This is a genomic window from Nonomuraea rhodomycinica, assembly GCF_013363995.1.
In the GTDB taxonomy this organism is placed as follows: domain Bacteria; phylum Actinomycetota; class Actinomycetes; order Streptosporangiales; family Streptosporangiaceae; genus Nonomuraea; species Nonomuraea rhodomycinica.
Genome location: NZ_JABWGO010000010.1, coordinates 1 through 19137, shown reverse-complemented (window position 1 = coordinate 19137; position 19137 = coordinate 1). Strand labels below are relative to the sequence as shown.

At 73.1% G+C, this 19137-nt stretch carries 19 protein-coding genes; 14 read left to right on the top strand and 5 right to left on the bottom strand.

Going from position 1 to position 19137, the window contains the following annotated elements:
* Positions 1-8: 8 nt before the first annotated feature.
* Together HT134_RS32040 and HT134_RS32035 are read left to right on the top strand one after the other, a co-directional pair.
* Entirely contained in the window at positions 9-1178 is a 1170-nt protein-coding gene (locus HT134_RS32040) for a PP2C family protein-serine/threonine phosphatase (RefSeq protein WP_175604231.1), read from the top strand.
* On the top strand, positions 1175-1699 hold the full coding sequence (locus tag HT134_RS32035) for an AAA family ATPase (protein ID WP_175604230.1): 525 nt from the start codon (positions 1175-1177) through the stop codon (positions 1697-1699). Before HT134_RS32040 ends, HT134_RS32035 begins: the two co-directional genes overlap by 4 nt.
* 21 nt (positions 1700-1720) lie before the next feature.
* On the opposite strand, the gene HT134_RS32030 is transcribed toward HT134_RS32035, so the two are convergent.
* A complete protein-coding gene (locus HT134_RS32030) occupies positions 1721-2218 on the bottom strand; it encodes an Lrp/AsnC family transcriptional regulator (protein WP_175604229.1) in 498 nt (165 codons plus the stop codon).
* Positions 2219-2331: 113 nt separating this feature from the next.
* On the opposite strand from HT134_RS32030, the gene HT134_RS32025 reads away from it, so the two are divergent.
* The 3 genes from HT134_RS32025 to HT134_RS32015 all read left to right on the top strand — a co-directional run bounded on the left by HT134_RS32025 (position 2332) and on the right by HT134_RS32015 (position 4727).
* The gene (locus HT134_RS32025) at positions 2332-2790 is read left to right on the top strand and encodes a DUF2000 domain-containing protein (protein ID WP_175604228.1); all 459 of its coding nucleotides are present in this window, start codon (positions 2332-2334) and stop codon (positions 2788-2790) included.
* A gap of 175 nt (positions 2791-2965) precedes the next feature.
* On the top strand, positions 2966-3691 hold the full coding sequence (locus HT134_RS32020) for a glycosyltransferase family 2 protein (protein WP_175604227.1): 726 nt from the start codon (positions 2966-2968) through the stop codon (positions 3689-3691).
* A gap of 64 nt (positions 3692-3755) precedes the next feature.
* A complete protein-coding gene (locus HT134_RS32015) occupies positions 3756-4727 on the top strand; it encodes a ketopantoate reductase family protein (protein ID WP_175604226.1) in 972 nt (323 codons plus the stop codon).
* On the opposite strand, the gene HT134_RS32010 is transcribed toward HT134_RS32015, so the two are convergent.
* Positions 4693-5220: a DUF6886 family protein gene (locus HT134_RS32010; RefSeq protein WP_175604225.1), complete on the bottom strand. Its 528-nt coding sequence runs from the start codon at positions 5218-5220 to the stop codon at positions 4693-4695. The genes HT134_RS32015 and HT134_RS32010 overlap by 35 nt on opposite strands.
* Positions 5221-5324: 104 nt before the next feature.
* Here HT134_RS32010 and HT134_RS32005 point away from each other — a divergent pair, with 104 nt between their 5' ends.
* Positions 5325-5948: a hypothetical protein gene (locus tag HT134_RS32005; protein ID WP_175604224.1), complete on the top strand. Its 624-nt coding sequence runs from the start codon at positions 5325-5327 to the stop codon at positions 5946-5948.
* A 202-nt stretch (positions 5949-6150) separates the two neighbouring features.
* On the top strand, positions 6151-8052 hold the full coding sequence (locus HT134_RS32000; protein WP_175604223.1) for a sensor histidine kinase: 1902 nt from the start codon (positions 6151-6153) through the stop codon (positions 8050-8052).
* Between the two features lie 4 nt (positions 8053-8056).
* On the opposite strand, the gene HT134_RS31995 is transcribed toward HT134_RS32000, so the two are convergent.
* Positions 8057-8800: an MBL fold metallo-hydrolase gene (locus HT134_RS31995; RefSeq protein ID WP_312888602.1), complete on the bottom strand. Its 744-nt coding sequence runs from the start codon at positions 8798-8800 to the stop codon at positions 8057-8059.
* A gap of 44 nt (positions 8801-8844) precedes the next feature.
* Between HT134_RS31995 and HT134_RS31990 the strand changes: the two genes are divergently transcribed.
* Positions 8845-9249 (top strand): DUF4440 domain-containing protein, encoded by a 405-nt coding sequence (locus HT134_RS31990; RefSeq protein WP_175604222.1) that lies wholly within the window; start codon positions 8845-8847, stop codon positions 9247-9249.
* 79 nt (positions 9250-9328) lie between these two features.
* Here HT134_RS31990 and HT134_RS31985 read toward each other — a convergent pair whose 3' ends face one another.
* On the bottom strand, positions 9329-9472 hold the full coding sequence (locus HT134_RS31985) for a hypothetical protein (RefSeq protein WP_175604221.1): 144 nt from the start codon (positions 9470-9472) through the stop codon (positions 9329-9331).
* A 553-nt stretch (positions 9473-10025) separates the two neighbouring features.
* Here HT134_RS31985 and rho point away from each other — a divergent pair.
* The 3 genes from rho to HT134_RS31970 all read left to right on the top strand — a co-directional run bounded on the left by rho (position 10026) and on the right by HT134_RS31970 (position 14093).
* The gene (rho, locus tag HT134_RS31980; protein WP_312888599.1) at positions 10026-11087 is read left to right on the top strand and encodes a transcription termination factor Rho; all 1062 of its coding nucleotides are present in this window, start codon (positions 10026-10028) and stop codon (positions 11085-11087) included.
* 60 nt (positions 11088-11147) lie between these two features.
* Positions 11148-12188 carry a putative RNA methyltransferase gene (locus HT134_RS31975; RefSeq protein WP_175604219.1) on the top strand — a complete coding sequence of 347 codons (1041 nt, stop codon included), beginning with the start codon at positions 11148-11150 and terminating at the stop codon, positions 12186-12188.
* Positions 12189-12329: 141 nt separating this feature from the next.
* On the top strand, positions 12330-14093 hold the full coding sequence (locus tag HT134_RS31970) for a S9 family peptidase (protein WP_175604218.1): 1764 nt from the start codon (positions 12330-12332) through the stop codon (positions 14091-14093).
* A 29-nt stretch (positions 14094-14122) separates the two neighbouring features.
* Here the strand turns inward: HT134_RS31970 and HT134_RS31965 are convergent, their stop codons facing one another.
* Positions 14123-17359, bottom strand: a complete 3237-nt coding sequence (locus HT134_RS31965) for an ATP-binding protein (protein WP_246366006.1) — start codon at positions 17357-17359, stop codon at positions 14123-14125.
* A gap of 119 nt (positions 17360-17478) precedes the next feature.
* Here HT134_RS31965 and HT134_RS31960 point away from each other — a divergent pair, with 119 nt between their 5' ends.
* The 3 genes from HT134_RS31960 to HT134_RS31950 form a co-directional block, all read left to right on the top strand.
* Positions 17479-18120 carry a hemerythrin domain-containing protein gene (locus tag HT134_RS31960; RefSeq protein ID WP_175604216.1) on the top strand — a complete coding sequence of 214 codons (642 nt, stop codon included), beginning with the start codon at positions 17479-17481 and terminating at the stop codon, positions 18118-18120.
* A 32-nt stretch (positions 18121-18152) separates the two neighbouring features.
* Positions 18153-18578 carry a DUF4267 domain-containing protein gene (locus HT134_RS31955; protein WP_175604215.1) on the top strand — a complete coding sequence of 142 codons (426 nt, stop codon included), beginning with the start codon at positions 18153-18155 and terminating at the stop codon, positions 18576-18578.
* A gap of 69 nt (positions 18579-18647) precedes the next feature.
* Positions 18648-19137: FAD-binding oxidoreductase (locus HT134_RS31950; RefSeq protein WP_175604214.1), on the top strand; the 490-nt coding region annotated here is incomplete at its 3' end.

The following is a 19137-nucleotide window of genomic DNA, read 5'->3' as shown; positions in this document are numbered from 1 at the left end:
GGTCCGCCGTGGGCCTGACGAGCGGCTTCGAGGAGCTGTTCGAGGACGCGCCGTGCGGCTTCCTCGTGACGGACGCCGACGGCGCCATCCGCCTGGCCAACCGGACCTTCCTCGCCATGACCGGCCACCGCGCCGAGGACCTCGTCGGCCGCGCCCGCGTCCAGGACCTGCTGCCCGTGGGCGACCGGATCTTCTACGAGACGCACTTCGCCCCGCTGCTCGCCCTCCAGTCCTCCGCCCGCGAGATCGCCGTCGACTTCCGCCGCGCGGCCGGGGACCGGCTGCCCGTGCTGCTCAACGCCGTCATGAAGGGTGATCCCGCCGGGCCGCGGGAGATCTGGATCTGCGTCTTCGCCGCCACCGACCGGCGCAGCTACGAGCAGGAGCTGCTGCTGGCCCGGCAACGGGCCGAGCACTCGGAGAAGGAGGCCCGCGAGCTGGCGGGCATCCTGCAGGCCAGCTTCATACCGCCCGGCCTGCCCCGCGTCGACGGCCTCGACCTGGCGGGCATCTACCGGCCCGCCGGCCTCGGCGACGAGGTGGGCGGGGACTTCTACGACATGTACGAGACCCACGACGGCTGGGCCCTGGTCATCGGGGACGTCTCGGGCAAGGGCGCGGAGGCGGCGGTGGTCACCAGCCTGGCCCGCTACACCCTGCGCGCCGCTCCGGCCCGCGAGCCCACCCCGTCGGCCATCCTGGCGTCCCTGCACCACGCGGTGGTCAGGGAGCGCACCGACCGCTTCGTCACCGTCGCCTACGCCCAGGTGTCGCTCCCGCCCGGCGGCGGCTGCCTGCTCACGCTGAGCCTGGGCGGGCACCCGCAGCCGGTCCACCTCACCGGCGCCGGCGCGTCCCGGGTGGGCCGGCCCGGCACGTTGCTCGGCATGCTGCGCCGGCTGAACCTCAGCGACGTCACCGTGGAGGTGCGCCCCGGCGAGAGCGTCGTCTTCTTCACCGACGGCGTGATCGAGGCCCGGCGCGACAGCGAGCTGTTCGGCGAGGAACGGATGGAGCGGGCACTGCTGGAGGCCCGGGACGACAGCGCCTCGGACATCGCGGGCCGGCTCCTGCAGGAGGTGTCCGCCTACCAGTCCGGCGTGCTCAGCGACGACGTCGCCATCGTGGTGCTCAAGGTGCCGGACGAGGCGAGGCACCGGGAAGGAGCGGGTCCGTGAAGGGCGTCGTGCTGATCACCGGGATCATGGCCGCGGGCAAGTCGACGGTCGCGCAGGCGCTGGCGGAGCGGCTGCCCCGCTCCGTGCACCTCCGCGGCGACCTGTTCCGCCGCATGATCGTCAACGGCCGGGCCGACATGGCGCCCGGCGACGCCGGGGAGGCCACGCGCCAGCTCCGGCTGAGGTACCGGCTCGCGGCCTCGGCGGCCGACCTGTACGCCGGGGAGGGGTTCACACCGGTCGTGCAGGACGTGGTGCTGGGCGAGGAGCTGGCGCTGCTCGTGTCGCTGATCACGGCGCGGCCGCTGCGGGTGGTCGTGCTCGCGCCGGACGCGGACGCGGTGGAGCGGCGTGAGCGGGAGCGCCCCAAGACGGGGTACGGCGCGTGGACGGTCGCCGACCTCGACGGCGCCCTGCGGAACGAGACGCCGCGTATCGGCCTGTGGCTGGACACCTCGCACCAGAGCCCGGCCGAGACGGTGGACGAGATCCTGGCCCGCGCCGACGAGGCCCTGGTCTGATCCCTCCTGAGCCCACGGCGCTCAGCGGGGTTTGCGGCCCGTGCGGGGGCGGCTCGGGCGCTCCGGTTCCAGCACCTCCAGGGACGTCCTGCGGATGTGGTCGTAGACGAGCGAGGTGCGCACGTCGGCGATGTTGCGGTGCCGCGACACGTGGTCGAGGACGAAGTCGCGCAGGTGCCCGGTGTCGCGCACGGCCACCTGGATGATGAAGTCGTCGCCGCCCGACACGACGAAGATCGCGAGCGTCTCGGGCAGCGCCGTGATGTACTCGCGGAACCCCTCGACCGCCTCCCGGATCTTTGGGTGGAGCCGCACGTTGATCAGCGCCTGGACCGGGCGCCCGATCGCGGCCAGGTTGACCTCGGCGTGGAAGCCCTCGATCACCCCGTTGGCGCGCAGCGCGCGCACGCGCTCCAGGCAGGTCGAGGCGGCGATGCCGATGCGCTCGGCCAGCTCCCTGTTGGTCTGGCGGCCGTCGCGCTGGAGCTCGGCGAGGATGGCCGCATCAAGTTCGTCCACGTACGCGCTCCCTGACGATTTTCCGAACTTCCTTCGGAAAGAGCGTAACTGCTTTGTCAGCTCAGCGGCGATGCTGTGAAACTCACTTCAGAAGTTCGGAGAAGGGAGCCTTCATGACCGCGCTCGCGCACCTCGACCACCGTCCCGACCTGCCCACCAGGGAGCTCCCGGTCAAATGGGTCATCGTGCTGGACCGTGACCTGCCCCGCGGGCTGCAGGCCAACGCGGCGGCGTGCCTGGCCGCGTCCACCAGCCAGGCGGTGCCGTCGATCCTGGGCTCCGGAGGCGAGGACGCCTCCGGCGGGGCGCACGCCGGGCTGCCGTGGACCGGATGCACGGTGCTGGCCGCGCCGTCCGCGATCGTCCGCCGGATCCGGGACGACGCCGCCCGTACGGCCGGCGTGGCGATCGCGGACATGGCGGCCATCGCGCAGCGGACCAACGTCTACGACGACTACCTCGCGGAGCTGGCCCGCACCGGGGCACAGGATCTGGCGTACCTCGCCGTGAGCGTCATCGGGCCGCGCGCGGACGTGGACCGCCTGACCGGCCGGCTGCCGCTGCTCCGCTAGAGGCGCACATTCGGGTGGGGAAGTCAAGGTCGTCCCACCGGGCCGCGCAACGCCCCGCCGCGAGTGTGTCACCAGGTCACAGGATGATGAACATGCCCAGATGAGGCATGGATTACCATGATCCCTGCAAGGCGAAGTCAAGCGGCTTGCATGCGCCGAGTTGCACCGTCTAGGCATGAACAAGGGGCCATTCACCGCCAGCGTCACCGTCGTCGTCCCCGCGATGAACGAGGCCGACAACCTGCCACACGTGTTCGCGACCCTGCCCGCCTGGATCGACGAGGTCGTGCTCGTCGACGGAAACTCCAGCGACGACACCGTCGCCGTGGCCCGCCGGCTGCGCCCCGACCTCCGGGTGGTCACCCAGACCGGACGGGGCAAGGGAAACGCCCTCATCGAAGGCTTCGCGGCCGCCTCCGGCGACATCATCGTCATGATCGACGCCGACGGCTCGACCGACGGCCGGGAGATCTTCTCCTTCGTCGCCGCCCTGGAGGACGGCGCCGACTTCGCCAAGGGCTCCCGGTACGCCCCGGGCGGCGGCTCCGACGACATCAGCCCGCTGCGCTCCCTCGGCAACCGGGCGCTGACGGGGCTCACCAACTGGCTGTACGGCACCCGCTACACCGACCTGTGCTACGGCTACAACGCCTTCTGGGCCCGGCACCTGGACGCGATGGGCCTCGACTGCGACGGTTTCGAGATCGAGACGCTCATGAACGTCCGCGCCGCCCAGGCCGGCCTGCTCATCGCCGAGGTCCCGAGCCACGAGCGCAGCCGCATCCACGGCGAGAGCAACCTGCACGCCGTCCGCGACGGCTGGCGGGTGCTCAGGACGATCGTGCGCGAGCGCTTCCGCGGCGCTGCCATCCCGCGGACCCAGGTCGCCCTCGCGAAGTAGTCCCGAGGGCCCGAGCGGCGGCCCGGTGGGCGGCCGTGAAGCCGGGAGTGACATCCTCGGAGCCATGCGCTACATCGTGATCGGAGCGGGAGCGGTCGGCGGCACCATCGGGGCCCGCCTCTTCCAGGCGGGGCACGAGGTGCTGCTGATCGCCAGAGGCGCCCACTACGAGGCGCTCAGGACACGCGGCCTGCGCCTGCTCACCCCCGAGTCCGACGACACCCTCCCCGTCCCCACCGCCGACGGCCCCGTCCCCACGCGCGACGACGACGTGCTGGTGCTGGCCACCAAGTCGCAGGACACCGTCGCCGCGCTCGACCCCTGGCCGCGCCACCTGCCGGTGCTCTGCGCGCAGAACGGCGTCGACAACGAGCGGACCGTGATGCGGAGGTTCGAGCGCGTCTACGGCATGTGCGTGTGGCTGCCCGCCCTGCACCTCGAACCCGGCACGGTCGCCGCCTACGGCATGCCGCACTCCGGGATGTTCCACGTCGGCCGTTATCCCCAGGGTGTGGACGACCTGGCCCGCCAGATGGTCGCCGACCTGTGCAAGAGCGACTTCGTGGCCCTGGCCCAGCCCGACGTGATGCGCTGGAAGTACGGCAAGCTGCTCGGCAACCTCGGCAACGCCGTCGAGGCCCTGTGCGGCCACGAGCCCGGCGTCGGCACGCTGCACGACCGGGCCCGGGCGGAGGGCGCCGCGGTGCTGGAGGAGGCCGGGATCCCGTACACCGGCCAGGAGGAGGAGAGCGCGCTGCGCGGCGACCAGGTGGACGTGCGGCCCATCGGCGGCGCCCAGCGCGGCGGCGGCTCGTCCTGGCAGAGCCTCGCCCGCTCCAGCGGCACCATCGAGACCGACTACCTCAACGGCGAGATCGTGCTGCTCGGCCGTGAGTACGGCCTGCCGACCCCGGTCAACGACGTGCTCCAGCGCGAGGCCGACCGGTTCGCCCGCGAGAAGCTGCCGCCCGGGTCGATGCCGGTCGAGCGCCTGACCGCCCTCATCGACGAGCGTTCCGCAGCCGGATCCCGCTGAACCCGAGCGTGCTGGACGTCACCTCGTCCCAGAACGGCCAGAGCCGGTCGAGCACGCGGAGCTGGATCCCGGCCCGCTCGTGCAGCTCCAGCAGGTCGCCCACCGGCTCGGCGGGCCCGAGCGGCTCCACCGGCACGCGGGCGACCACGGCGTGGGCGGGCTCGCCGATGGGCTCGAACGGCTCGGCCGGCAGCCGGTACGCGTACAGGCGCACCTCCGTGATCGCGCGCAGCCAGCCGTACTCGACGGCGTGGACCCGGTCGCCGCAGCCGGCGCCGATGATCCGCTCGGCGTCGGCGTCGGTGGTGCCGGGGTCGCGCCAGGCCATCGCGCGCGGGCACTGGCGCGGGAACCAGTAGTCGGGGCAGCGCTCGGGCCCCACCGCCCAGACGTACGGCTCGGCCCGCGCGGACGTGCGCGCGACGTGCGGCGCGAACCGCTCGATCGTGGGGTCCTCGGAGAAGTGCAGCACCTGGCCGGGGTCGGGTCTCATGACGCCATCCTCACCTGGAACCCTTACGGGATAGGGCCTGCGCCGCATATCGGCCGCGCCGATGGGCAGAAGGGAGGCGCTCAGACGACAAGGGGTGAGTTCGGATGACCTTGCTAGGCCTGGTCCTGGTCCTGCTCGCCGGTGGTGCCGTCGTCCTGGTGGCCACCGAGGAGACGTCCAGGTACATCCTGTTCGGTTACACGTTACAGCTCGACCATGTCCAGATGTTCGCGGCCGGGGCGATCACCGCCGCGGTGCTGCTTCTGGGCCTGTGGATGATGGTGGCGGGCACGCGCAGGTCCGCGCGACGCCGCCGGCGGATGCGCGCCGACCAGGCGCAGACCTCCGACCGGGTGGCCCGCCTGGAGGACGAGAAGCGGGAGCTGGAGCGCCGGCTCGAACGTGAGCACGCCGCCACGGACCGCGCGGCCGCGGAGCACGCCGCCGCCGACCGCGCCGCCCAGCACGCCGCCGCCGACCGCGTCGCGGCCGAGCGCACCGCCGCCCGCGAGGCCGGCCGTGCGGACGCCCGCGCCGCCGTCCGCGACGCCCGCGCGGCGGAGCGCGACGAGGACCGCGACACCGCGCCCTTCCCGCGCGACGGCGCTGACCGGGAGCCGGCGTACACGCAGGCGCGCACGCGGGGCCCCGCCCATGCCCGGGTGCCGGGCGCCCGGGTGCCGGGCGACCGCCTGGTGGCGCGCGGCCCCGAGGACACGCTGCCCTGACCGGCGGCGGTCCGGAAGGCACGCCGCCCCGACCGGCGGCGGTCCGGAAGGCGCACACGAAGGACACAGGTGAGCCGTGGCGGGCGTCCAGGACGCGCCCGCCACGGCTCGCCGCTGTGCGGGCCGGCCCCCTGCACACCGGAGAAATCCCCCTGAAGGGGTGTACTCTGCGAGGCGATCTCACCATGCCTCCGGAGGTCGCATGCCCCCCACACGTGGCCGTCCCATCGCGCTCAAGCTGCTGGTCCTGCTGCTCGTCCCGCTCACCTCGCTGGTGGGCCTGTGGGCGTTCGCCGCGGCGCTGACCGGCGGCGACGGGCTGCGCCTCCTCCAGGTGAACGAGCTGGTCACCAACCTGTCCAACCCCGCCGAGCAGATCAACGTGCAGCTCCAGAACGAGCGCCTGGCCTCGGTGGAGTACCTGACGAGCAGGCAGGGCCGCCAGCGCCTGACCACGCAGCGCGCCCTCACCGACCGGACCGTGGCCGCCTTCCGGCAGCTCGCCGCCCGCGAGCGCGACCTGTCGCCGCAGATGGCCACCCAGCTCGACGCCCTGTACCGGGAGCTCGACGAGCTGCCCCGGCTGCGCCGCAAGGTGGACGGGTCCGCCCCCGCGCCGCTCGAGGTGATCGACGGCTACAGCCGGATCGCAGACGCCACGTTCCGCATGTTCGACGCCATGGTGCTGGTGCCGGAGCAGTCGCTCTACCGGCAGGCCAGGGCCGTGACCATGCTCGGCGAGGCCAAGGACATCCTGTCCCGGGAGCGCGCGGTGATCGCGGTGGTGCTGGCCCGGGGCCGCGTCACCAAGGCCGAGCGCGAGGCGTTCATCGGCATGGTCGGCACCCGGCGGCTGCTCTACACGCAGGCGCTCTCCCAGCTCGACGGCCGGCTGCGCGGCCCGTACGAGGAGCTGCTGGCCTCACCCGCGTACCAGGAGTTCCTGAAGGCGGAGGACGCCGTCAGGGGGCAGGCCGCGATGAACGGGCTGCCCGCGGCGGCGGCCACCTGGCCCGTGGACGGCGACAACCTGTGGGCGGCGACCGAGCGCAACCAGTTCCAGGCGGTGCAGGGCGTCGTCCGCCGGGTCACGCCCGCCGCCGACAGCATCCTCACCAAGATCGGCGTGGCCGGCGGTGCGGGCCTGCTGGCCGTGCTCGCCTCGATCCTGCTGTCGCTGCGCTTCCGCCGCCGCCTCGGCGAGGAGCTGGCCAGCCTGCGCGACGCGGCCACGGAGCTGGCCGAGGTGCGGCTGGCCGGGCTGGTCAAGCGGCTGCGCGCCGGCGGCGACGGGCCCACGGAGGAGGAGCTGGCGCCCCTGGAGGTCAAGGCCGACACGGCCGAGGTGCGCGACATCGTCACGGCGTTCAACAGCGTGCAGCGCACCGCCGTCGAGGCGGCCGTGGACCAGGCGCGGCTGCGGCACGGGGTCAGCCAGGTCTTCGTCAACCTGGCCCGGCGCAACCAGACGCTGCTGCACCGCCAGCTCATGCAGCTCGACAGCATGGAGCGCCACACCGAGCAGCCGGAGATGCTGGCCGACCTGTTCAAGCTCGACCACCTCACGACCCGCATGCGCCGGCACGCCGAGAGTCTGATCATCCTGTCGGACCAGGCCCCGGGGCGCGGCTGGCGCAACCCGGTGCCGCTCGTGGACGTGCTGCGGGCCGCCGTGGCCGAGGTGGAGGAGTACCCGCGGGTGGAGGTGCTGCAGCCGCCGCAGGTGTCGGTGCTGGGCGGCGCGGTCACCGACGTCGCCCATCTCGTGGCCGAGCTGGTCGAGAACGCCACGCTCTTCTCGCCGCCGCAGACGCGCGTGGACGTCCGCTCCGCGCTCACGCCCCACGGGGTCACCGTCGAGATCGAGGACCGCGGGCTCGGGCTCGTGCGCGCCGAGCTGGACGAGCTGAACGCCCGGCTGGAGGAGGTGCCGGAGTTCGACCTGGCGCAGAGCGACCGGCTCGGGATGTTCGTGGTCAGCCGGCTGGCGGCCCGGCACGGCATCCGGGTCAGGCTCGGGCCGTCGCCGTACGGCGGGCTGACCGCGATGGTCGCGCTGCCCGCGTCGCTGCTGTCCGACCAGCCGGCCCTGGCCGGCCGCTAGGAGCTCAGAGCTGGACGAACGGGTCGGCGAAGTGGGCCGTGGCGAGCACGGCGCGGGCGGCGCGCAGCTCGCCGAGGACCCTGGCGCGCGTGGCCGCCGCCAGCTCCTGGTCGTCGTCGTAGACGTACGGCACGGCCGGGTCGGCGAGCTGCGCCGGGTGCAGCACCAGGTCACCGGTCACGGCGACGTCGCCGACGCGCACGATCTGGTGGCCCGGCGTGTGACCGGCGGTCAGGTGGACCCGCACGCCCGGCGCGACCTCCGCGTCCCCCTCCACCACGTGGAGCAGGTCCTTGATCGGGTTGAGCACCCGCTCGCGCAGCTCGCCGCCGACGGCGTCGAGGTCGGCGCGCTGGAGGACGTGGCGGGCGTTGACGAACACCGGCGTGCCGTCGTCGCCGACCGCGCCGCCGGCGTGGTCGCTGTGCAGGTGGGTGAGGATCACGGTGCCGACGTCGGCGGGCGAGCCGCCCGCCGCGGCCAGCTCGCCGACCAGCGACCCGGGCACCGGCGCCCAGCTGGACGCCGGTGAGCCGGTGGCGCCGATGCCGGTGTCGACGAGCGTGAGGCGGCCGGCCGGGTCACGGATCAGGAAGCAGTGGAAGTGCAGGATCCACGGCTCTTGCGGAAGGCCCGCTCCGGGGAACATCTCGGCCATGGGGCGGAGGATGGCCTCGCCCATGGGGCCGACCGCGTCGCAGAGGGGCGTCACCTCGACGCCCGAGACGGTGAGGGGCTGGTGTGGCACCCGTCCAGACTAGAGTGAGGCGTCCATTCGTGAGAGGGGTGCCCGTGCCGGAGCCCAAGGCCGAGATCGACCGGCTCATGCGCGCCTTCATGGGGGCGTTCACCAACACCGGCGGCGCGCGGCCGGACGTCGGCGTCGTCCGCGAGCTCTTCATCCCCCAAGGGATGATTATCAAGAACGTCGGTGACGAGCTGGTGATCTACGATCTGGACGCGTTCATCGCCCCCCGGGAGAAGATCCTCACCGACGGGACGCTGACCGGGTTCTCCGAATGGGAGGTCGCCGAGCGGACCGAGATCTTCGGATCGATCGCCCACCGGTTCAGCGAGTACCGGAAGTCGGGTTTCCTCGACGGCGAGTGGTTCGAGGGCTCCGGCCACAAGACCACCCAGTTCGTCCGGACGCCCGCCGGTTGGCGCATGAGCTCGATGGCCTGGGACGACGAGTAGGCGTCCCCTTCGTCCAGACGTCGCCTTCGTCGAGGGCAGCACCTCCGAGGCGCTGCCGCTCGGGGACGGGGACGGGCTCCTAGGCGGCGACGGGGGTGCGCGGCACGTACTCGTTGTCGAGGTCGGCGGCGTAGACGGTGCGGCAGCAGTGCGCGCAGCGGTACATGATCGGGCCTTCGTCGAGCTCGTGGTGGCACCGAGGGCAACGGGTGCTGGTCTTCATGGGATCCCCCTATGGAATGCTGCTTGCCTACAGGAAAACCTGGCCGGATTGCAGGAGCCCTGCATCACGCTTGACACGATGACGCGGCCCGCGTGTCCTTCGACGGCCCGGCGTGGCGAACCGTTCGAGAAGAACATTGTTACGGCCGCACAGGGGCTCCGGCGTGCTACGACACGAGAACAGCCCGGGAATAGCCCATGCGGGCTAGGTGTTGCATGACTCGGAACGTGTGATACGTTCCGAACGGCGTCGAGCTTCCGCTCCGCCGATCTTCTCCAGCGATCATCCCGCTCGTACGGGATCGGTTCGCTTCCATCACCGCCGGGCCGTCCGTCCTCGGCGTACCGCTTCACGGCATAGGCGTTGCCCGCGTACGCGGGCCCCGTGTGCGGGCCCTGACGGCCGCCTGTCGCCGGATCCCGCCTTCGGCCTGCCCTGGAAAGGGGCCCCCATCATGACTGTTCACACCATTTCTTCCGAGAAGCACACCGCTTCTTCCAAGAAGCACACCGCGTCCCTGCCGGCTGTGCCCCGGCAGCGTTCTGGGGCGCCCGTGCGGCGCGTCTCCGGCCTGCTCGACCTGCGCGAGCGCGGCGCCTTCATCCGCGCCGGGCACCTGGCCGGCCCCGACGACGTCCGGGTCCCGCCGGACCGGGCGAGGCAGCTCGGGCTGCGCCCCGGCGACCACGTCGTCGCCGACGTCGCGGGCGGCAAGCTGGTGAGCGTCGAGTCGGTCAACGGCGCCGCCGACTGGCGCGAGCGGCCCGCCTTCGCGGACCTGACGCCCGTGCACCCGGACGAGCGGCTGCGCGTCGAGACCGAGTCGCTGAGCACCCGGGTCATCGACCTGTTCGCGCCGATCGGCAAGGGCCAGCGCGGGCTCGTCGTGGCCCCGCCGAAGGCCGGCAAGACCATGGTCCTGCAGGCCCTGGCCGCCGCCGTCGCCCGCAACCACCCGGAGGTCCACCTCATGGTGGTGCTCGTCGGCGAGCGGCCCGAGGAGGTCACCGAGATGCGCGCCTCCGTCCGGGGCGAGGTCTTCGCCTCCACCTTCGACCACCCCGACCGCGACCACGCCGCCGTCGCGGAGCTGGCCGTCGAGCGCGCCAAGCGGCTCGTGGAGCAGGGCCGGGACGTGGTCCTGCTGCTCGACTCGCTGACGCGGCTCGGCCGCGCCTACAACAACCTGGCTCCGGGCGGCGGGCGCGTGCTCACCGGCGGCATCGACGCCTCCGCCCTGTACCCGCCCAAGCGCTTCTTCGGCGCCGCGCGCAACGTGCTGGAGGGCGGCTCGCTGACGATCCTCGCCACCGCGCTCGTGGACACGGGCTCGCGCATGGACAACAGCCTGTACGAGGAGTTCAAGGGCACCGGCAACATGGAGCTCCATCTGGCCAGGGACCTGGCGGAGCGCCGCCTGTTCCCCGCGGTGGACCTGGAGGCGTCCGGCACGCGGCGTGAGGAGATCCTGCTGCCCGCCGGGGAGCGGGAGATCGTGTGGCGGCTGCGCCGCATGCTCACCGCACTCGACCGGCACCAGGCGCTGGAGCTGCTGATCGGCAAGCTCCGCGAGTCCAAGGGCAACGCCGACTTCCTCCGGGCCGCCGCGGCGTGACCGCGGCCTGATCGGGCCACCGGGCGGTGGCCACGGTCGCGCCCCCGGAAGAATGGGGGCATGCTCGCTGACATCATCGAATTTCTGGTCTGCCCTATTTGCGGGGAAACGGTGACCATTGACCGAGGCGCCGTACGGTGCGGCGACGGGCACGCGTTCGACATCGCCAAGCAGGGATACGTGAGCCTGCTCGTGGGATCGCGAGTGCCCGGGACGGCGGACAGCGCCGAGATGGTCGCCGCACGGGCGGATTTCTTGAGCAATGGGCATTTTGCGCCGCTTGTCGAAGCTGTCGCCGAAAGTGTCGCGGCGCGCATTCCGCCCGGCCGTGGGAGCGCAGGAACGGCGATTCGTGAGAAAAGCTTCGCTGTCCCGGAAGACGGAGCGGTCACGAAGGCGTACGGTGGTCCCGGAGTGGATCCCGGCCACCGGGCGGGGCCGTCCGGGCACGAGCCGGGCGCCGCGCGGAGACCGGTGATCGTGGACGCCGGAGCGGGCACCGGTCACTACCTGGCCGGTGTGCTCCAGGCGGTGGACGGAGGCATCGGGGTGGCGTTCGATGTGTCCAAGCACGCCGTTCGGCGGGCGGCCCGCGCGCATCCGAGGCTGGGCGCGTTCGTGGCCGACGTGTGGCGGCCGCTGCCCATCAGGAGCGGGGTGGCCGACGTGGTGATGGACGTCTTCGCGCCCAGGAACTCCGCCGAGTTCCGGCGCGTCCTGCGGCCCGGGGGCGCGGTCGTCGTCGTCACGCCCGCACCCGAGCACCTCAGTCCCCTCGTCGGGGATCTGGGGCTGCTGTCGGTGGACGAGGACAAGGAGCGGCGGCTGGCCCGCGGCATGGAGGGGTTCACCGAGGTGGAGCGGCGCTCCATCGCGTTCGACATGGAGCTGGACCGCGACGGAGTCACCGAGGTGGTGCGGATGGGCCCGAGCGCCTGGCACACCGATCCCGCCGAGCTCGCCGGCCGAATCGCCGCCTATTTCGCCGGCGACACCGCGACACCATCAGGAGCCCCAACAAAGCCGCGAAAAGTGATAACCAGGGCCGCCTTTCACCTGTCTATCTTCGAGACCGTACCGCAGGCAAGGACCATTCCTTGACGGACAAGTGGGGCTGGTGTTACTGATGAGGCATTTAGCCCGAAATTCCCCCACATTCCGCGAGTATTTCCGCGATACAGGCGCAATACTGGACGGCAACCCGTGGCCGGAGGCGGGCGGCAAAGGGAGGGGGCGCGCCGGATGAAGGCCGAGGAACGCTGGCAGGCCAGGTTCCGAGCGTCGCGCATGACGCTGCCGGTCTGGGCGCGCCAGGCGCCGAACAGGTCCATCTACCGCTCCAACGCCACCGGCACCTGGGAGGTCTACGCCTGGGACCGCGCCACCGGCGCCACCCGGCAGGTCACCGAGCGCCCCAAGGGCACCGCCCACGCCACCATCGACCCCACCGGCCAGTGGATCTACTGGTTCGCCGACACCGAGGGCGACGAGTTCGGCGTCTGGTGGCGCCAGCCGTTCGGCGGCGGCCCCAGCGAGTTAGCCGCGCCCGACCTGCCGCCCGGCCAGCCGGGCGGGATCGCCCTGTCGGCCACCGGCCTGGCCGCGATCAGCCTGGCCAGCGAGGGCTCCTTCCGCATCCACCTCGTACGCCCCGGCGAGCCCTCCCGCCTGCTCTACGAGCACCCCGACGCCGCCTGGGTGGCGGACATGTCCCTGGACGGCCAGCTCATCGCCGTCAACCACGGCGAGTACGGCGACTTCCGGCACCCGGCGCTCCGGGTGGTGCGCCAGTCCGGCGAGACCGTCCGCGAGCTGTACGACGGGCCCGGCAAGGGCGTCATCGGCCTGCGCTTCGCCCCCGTGCCCGGCGACCGCCGGCTGCTCGCCCTGCACGAGCGCCGCGAACGGCAGGAGCCCCTGGTCTGGGACCCGGTCACCGGCGAGCAGCGCGAGATCTGGCTGCGCGACTCGGGCGACCTGAGCGCCGAGTGGTACCACGACGGCCGCGGCCTGCTCATCCTGCGCGACAACCGGGCCCGCACCCACCTGCACCGCTACGACCTCGGAGGCGGCGGCCTCACGCTGATCGAGACGCCCCACGGCGTGATCGAGGAGGCCGCGCCGCGGCCCGCCGGGCACGTCGAGTACTCCTGGTCCAGCGCCTCGCGCCCGCCGGTCATCAAGTCCAGCAACGGCCAGGTCGTGATCAACGCCGGCGGCCCGCCCGCGCCGCCCAGCGTGCCCGTGGAGGACCTCGACGTCCCCGGCCCCGGCGGCCGGATCCACGCGCTGGTCTCGCGGCCCGAGCACGGCGCCGGACCGTTCCCGACCGTCTTCATGCTGCACGGGGGCCCCACGGCGCACGACCACGACGCCTTCTCCCCCGAGGTCGCGGCCTGGGTGGACGCCGGGTTCGCCGTGGTGCGGGTCAACTACCGCGGCTCCACCGGCTACGGCTCCGCCTGGCGCGACGCGCTGCGCGGCGACGTGGGCCACATCGAGCTGCAGGACGTGGCGGCCGTCCGCCGGATGGTCGTGGAGCGCGGCATCGCCGATCCCGAGCGGGTCATGCTGACCGGCACCGCGTGGGGCGGCTACCTCACGCTGCTCGGCCTCGGCACCCAGCCCGACCTGTGGGCCGCCGGCGTCGCGGCCGTGCCGATCGCCTGCCACCAGACCTCGTACGAGGACGAGGCCGAGAGCCTGCGCGCCTACCACCGGGCGCTGCTCGGCGGCTCGCCCGAGGAGCAGCCCGAGCGCTACGCCGCCAGCTCCCCCATCACGTACGTGGACCGGGTCCGGGCGCCGGTGCTCATCCTGGCCGGGGAGAACGACACGCGTTGCCCGCTGCGCCAGATCGAGAAGTACGTGGGCAGGCTGGCCGCGCACGGGCACCCGTACGAGGTGTACACCTACGACGCGATCCGCGGCTCGCTGGTCGTGGCCGAGCGGATCGCGCAGATGAGCCTGCAACTGGAGTTCGCCCGCAAGCACCTGCGCCACTGAGGCGTTTCCTTCCGTCCCGGCCGGGTCGATCAGAGGTGTGCCCGGGCTGCGGCGGACCAGTGGGGGGCGTTCCAGCGGTCGGCGATGGCGGCGGCCCGGGCGAAATGGGCGGCGGCCTCGTCGTCGCGGCCGAGCAGCAGCGCCAGCTCGCCGAGCGTGTGGGCCACCGGGCGCACAGCCAGCGACATGCTGGCGACGCCGGCTGGAGGACCGTCGCGATGGGGGAGCAGGGCCGCGTAGCACTCCTCGGCGGCGCCGGTGTCGTTCAGTGCGATGACGGCCATGGCGCGCAGGGTGGTCAGAAAGGTGAAGAAGAAGTCGGGCCGGATCGGGCTGGGTGACGTGCGGACGCGGCGGGCCTCGTCGCTGCGGCCGGCTGCGTGGAGGGCGAGCGCGAGCAGGTCGGCGACCATCGGGCCGAGCGCCTCGTGGAGAGCGCGCACGTCGTCCAGGTGGTCGCCGAGCGTGCCGTCGTTCAGCCGGATCACCGCCCGCGCGAGGCCGACGAAGCCGGCGTGCACCGATCCGGCGCGTTCCATGCGTTCGGTGGCCTCGACGTAGAGGCGCTCGGCGTCGGCGAACCGGCCCTCGACGAGGAGCAGGGACGCCAGCGCGATCTCGATGGCGCCGATCGCCTCCGGCATCCGGTAGGCGCGGGCGAGGTCGTACGCCTCCCCGGTGACGCGGCGCATCGTCTCCGGGTCGTTGGCCGCAGCGGCGTTCGCGGCCTGGCTGATCAGCCCGGTCACGCGGTAGACCGGCAGGTCGTGCTCGACGCCGATCTCCACCAGCTCGCGGGAGTACTCCTCCCGCCCGGGGTCGTTGGCGAGGACCAGGAGCGCCGCGGCCCGGAGGCGGGGATCGGTGGCGAGGTCGAGGGCTTCGCGCGCCGCCGCCATGACCGTCGGGTCGTCCTCGCCCACCAGCTCGTTGGCGTACGCGACGAGGAGGCGGGACCGCACGTCGGGGGCGAGACCGGTGCGCTTGAGCAGGCGGCTGAGGCGGTCGACGACGGGACGGTCGACCGTGCCGTACGTGCGGGCCTGCCACGGGGTGGGCTCGGTCCAGGCGGTGAACGCGGCGATCATCAGGTCGTCGCGGCCGATCGACTCCGCGTACTCCACGGCCTGCCGGCGCGTGTCCCTGGCCGCGGCGACGGCCCCGGCCCTGATCTGCGCCCGGAGCAGCCTGCCGAGCAGGCCGACGCGCTCGTCCGGTTCGCTGGAGTTGGCCACCGCGTCGGTGAGGAGGGCGGCCGCCACGTCGTGGGCGTAGCGCGCCTCGGCCAGCTCGGCGGCCCGCACGCAATAGCCGACGGCCTTCGGCGATCCCGCTCGCGCATGGTGATGGGCGAGCGCCGCGACGTCGCCGGTGCCCTCCAGGGCGGCGGCGATCCGGGCGTGCATCCTCGCGGCCCGCAACCGGCTGACGTCGGCGACCAGCGTGTCCCTGACCAGCGCGTGAACGAACCGGACCCGCCCGGGCCCCGGCTCGTCGAGCAATCCGGCGATGACGCCCGCGTCCAGCGCGTCCAGCACGCCGTCCGCGTCGGAGTCGGCGGCCTGCACGAGCACGTCCACCGAGCTCTCCCTGCCGGCCACCGCCGCCAGCCGCAGGACGGACACGCTGCTCTGGGGCAGTCTTGCCAGCCGGCGCCGCAGCACGTCCCGTACGCCCTCGGGGACCTCGGAGAGCGCGACCAGCGCGCCCTCGCCGTTCAGCAGCCGCGCGCTCTCCCGCACGTAGAACGGGTTGCCGCCGGTGCGCTCGGCGATCCCCGCCACCGTCGCGTCGTCGGCCTCGCTCTCGGCCCGGACGAGCTCGGCCACCGCCGCGCCGTCGAGCCCGGACAGCGCGATCCGGAGCGGCGCGGTGCGGGCGAGCGCACCCAGCGTCTCGGTGAGGTGCTCGCTCTCGTCCGGGCGGTACGCCGCCACGACCAGGATCGGGGCGCGCACGCCGACGCCGCCGCCGAGCAGCCCAAGCGTCGTCGTGTCCGCCCAGTGCAGGTCGTCCAGCACGACGGCGACCGGCTGGTCCGTGGCGGCCGCCGCGAGCCAGCCCCAGACGGCCCGGCGCAGCCGGAACCGCCCGGCGGCGGCGTCGCCGTCCACCGGCATGGAGTCGGAGAGCAGCGGCGCCAGGTCTCCGGCGAACTCCCCGGGAGAAACGGTCGCGGCGACGGCCCGCAGCGCCTCCACCCACGCCCACGCGGGCGGCGCGCCGTCGACCTCCGGGCAACGCCCTTCGGCGACGAGCCAGCCGTCGCGCTCCAGCCGCGCGCCGAGGTGCTCCAAGAGCGTCGACTTGCCCAGCCCGGCTTCCCCGGTGACAAGAGCGACGCGCACCCCGTCGGCGGCAGCCTCTCCGGCGGCCGAGACCAGCGCGGCGAGCTCGCCCTCCCGCCCCACGAAAGGGGCAGCGCGACGCAGGGTCGCGTCGTGCGAGGGCGTGGCATGTGGGGGTGGGGTGGCCGGGGCTGGGATGGCCGCGGGTGGGATGGCCGGGGGTGGGGGGACGGCCGTGCGGAGGATGTCGATGCGCTGGGCGAGGATCGCCTCTTCCAGGGCGACCAGGTCGGGGCCGGGGTCGAGACCGAGTTCGTCGGCGAACGTGGCGCGGGCGCGCCGGAGCGTCGCCAGGGCGTCGGCCTGCCGGGCGCTGCTCCACAGCGCCAGGGCGTGCAGGCGCCAGCCCTCTTCGCGCAGGGGTTCGTCACGGGTGAGGCGCTCTGCCTCGGGGACCACCAAGGCGGGGTCACCTGTCCGCAGGCCCGCCGCGACGTGGAGCTCGCGGGCGACCAGGCGCAGCTCGTTCAGCCGGGCGGTCTCGGCGGCGGCCCACGGCTCGTCGGCGACCTCGGCAAACGCGGGTCCCTGCCAGAGGCCCAGTGCCTCGGCCAGCCGGGCGCGGGCGGCCTGGGGCTCGGTGAGCGTGCGGGCCTCGTCGAGCAGGTCCTCGAAACGCCACGCGTCCACCGACTCCGGCGGCAGCCGCAGCGCGTAGCCGGGAGAGGCGCTCACCAGGAGGCGGGCCGGGGTTCGGGGCGGGCGGCCGGGCTCCAGCAGCCGGCGCAGGTTGGAGACGTACGCCTGCAGGGAGGCCAGCGCACGGGACGGCGGCTCGCCGCGCCAGAGGTCCTCGATCATCCGGTCGACCGACACGACCTGTCCGCGCGCCGCGACCAGGAGGGCCAGGACGCCGCGCTGCCGCGGCCCGCCCAGGGGGACGGACTCGCCGTTGACCTCGGCGCCGAAAGAGCCCAAAACCCGGATCAAGACCATGACGTGCGACATCCTACGCACGCGTTCCAAATCGGTTCCAAGTGCCTTCCAAACGCCGGGAGCAGGCTTAACACGTCGAACCGATGAAGGGCGGGAACGAAATGAGCGTCAACACCCAGGACATGGAGATCGTCCATCGCGCCTTCCGCCGTGAGTCGCGGCTGCTGATGGAGCTCGTCGCGGCGGTCGCCCCGGGTGACACCGCTCGCGCCAAGGTGATCGCCGACCACTTCCGCGACTACCGGCTGGGACTGACGAACCACCACGAGGGCGAGGACGAGCTGCTGTGGCCGCCGCTGCTGTCCCGGGTCGATCTGGAGGCCGACATCGTGCTGCGCATGGAGGCCCAGCACGAGCGCGTCGCGGCCACGCTGACCAGGCTGGACGCGGCGGTCCCCGCGTGGGAGGCCGCCGCCGGGGCGGACGAGCGCGACACGCTCGTGGCCGCCCTGGCCGATCACCGGGCCGTGCTCCTCGAGCACCTCGACGACGAGGAGGCCACGCTCCTTCCGCTCGCGGCCGAGCACATCACCGAGAAGGAATGGGCCTCCCTGGGCGACCACCTGGTGGCCAACACGCCCAAGTTCACCCTGCTCACCCTCTTCGGCCTCGTCCTTGAGGACGCGAACCCGGCCGAGCGCGCCACGCTCCTGTCCGCCCTTCCCGCTCCGGTACGCGGCATCTGGCACATCGTCGGCCGTCCCCGCTACGCCCGCCACATCCGCCGCGTCCGCGCCGCCTGACCAAGCCAACGAAATCCGCAAGGAGAAGAACAATGTCGCTGAAGAAGATCAACACCGTCCTGGCCGCCGCCTTCATCCTCTTCATCCTCTGGTTCGGGTCGGAGTTCATCCTGAGCCCGGAGACGACGGCGCCGACCTTCGGCCTGCCGAGCTGGCCGTCCGGCGACGGCGGCGGCTTCCTGATCGTCAAGGGAATCCGCGACGTCGTCATGGCCCTGGTCCTGGGTGTCCTGCTGGTGACCGGCCACCGCCGGGCCCTGGGCTTGGGGCTGTCGGTGGAGGCCCTCGCCGCGTACGGCGACATGACCACCGTGCTGGCCCACCACGGCTCCGTGGCCACCGCGCTCGGCGTCCACGGCCTGACCGCGACGCTCATGGTGGTCAACGGCCTGCTGCTGATGCGCGAGACCCGCAAGGTCGCGGCCGCTCCGGCGACGCCCGCCCCGCAGCCCGCCTGACGCTGCCTTGGCGTCGCCCACGGCGGTGTTCCTTCGCATTCATGAGTACTCGAAATAAGGGAGACGACAATGACGATCAACGATCTGCGCGGTGTCCTCAAGGGGCGCGTGCTCCTGCCCGACGACGACGGCTTCGAACAGGCGGCCACCCCGTGGAACCTGACCGTCAGGCAGCCGGTGGCGGCCGTGGCGGAGGCGGCGGACGCCGAGGACGTGGCGGCGCTCGTGCGCTACGCGCGGCGGGCGGGTCTGACGGTGAGCGCGCAGCCGAGCGGGCATGGCGCCTCCGGTGATGTGGACGGGCTGATCCTGCTGCGTACCGGCCTGCTGAACGAGGTGGAGGTACGCGCCGACGAGCGCGTGGTCCGGGTGGGCGCCGGTGTGCGGTGGGGGCAGGTGCTGGCGGCGGCCGGTCCGCTGGGCCTGACGGGCCTGGCGGGCAGCGCGCCGGGGGTCAGCGTGACCGGCTACACCCTGGGCGGTGGGGTCGGCTGGTTCAGCCGCCGCTACGGCTTCGCCTCCGACAGCGTGCGGGCCTTCGACGTCGTGGACGCCGACG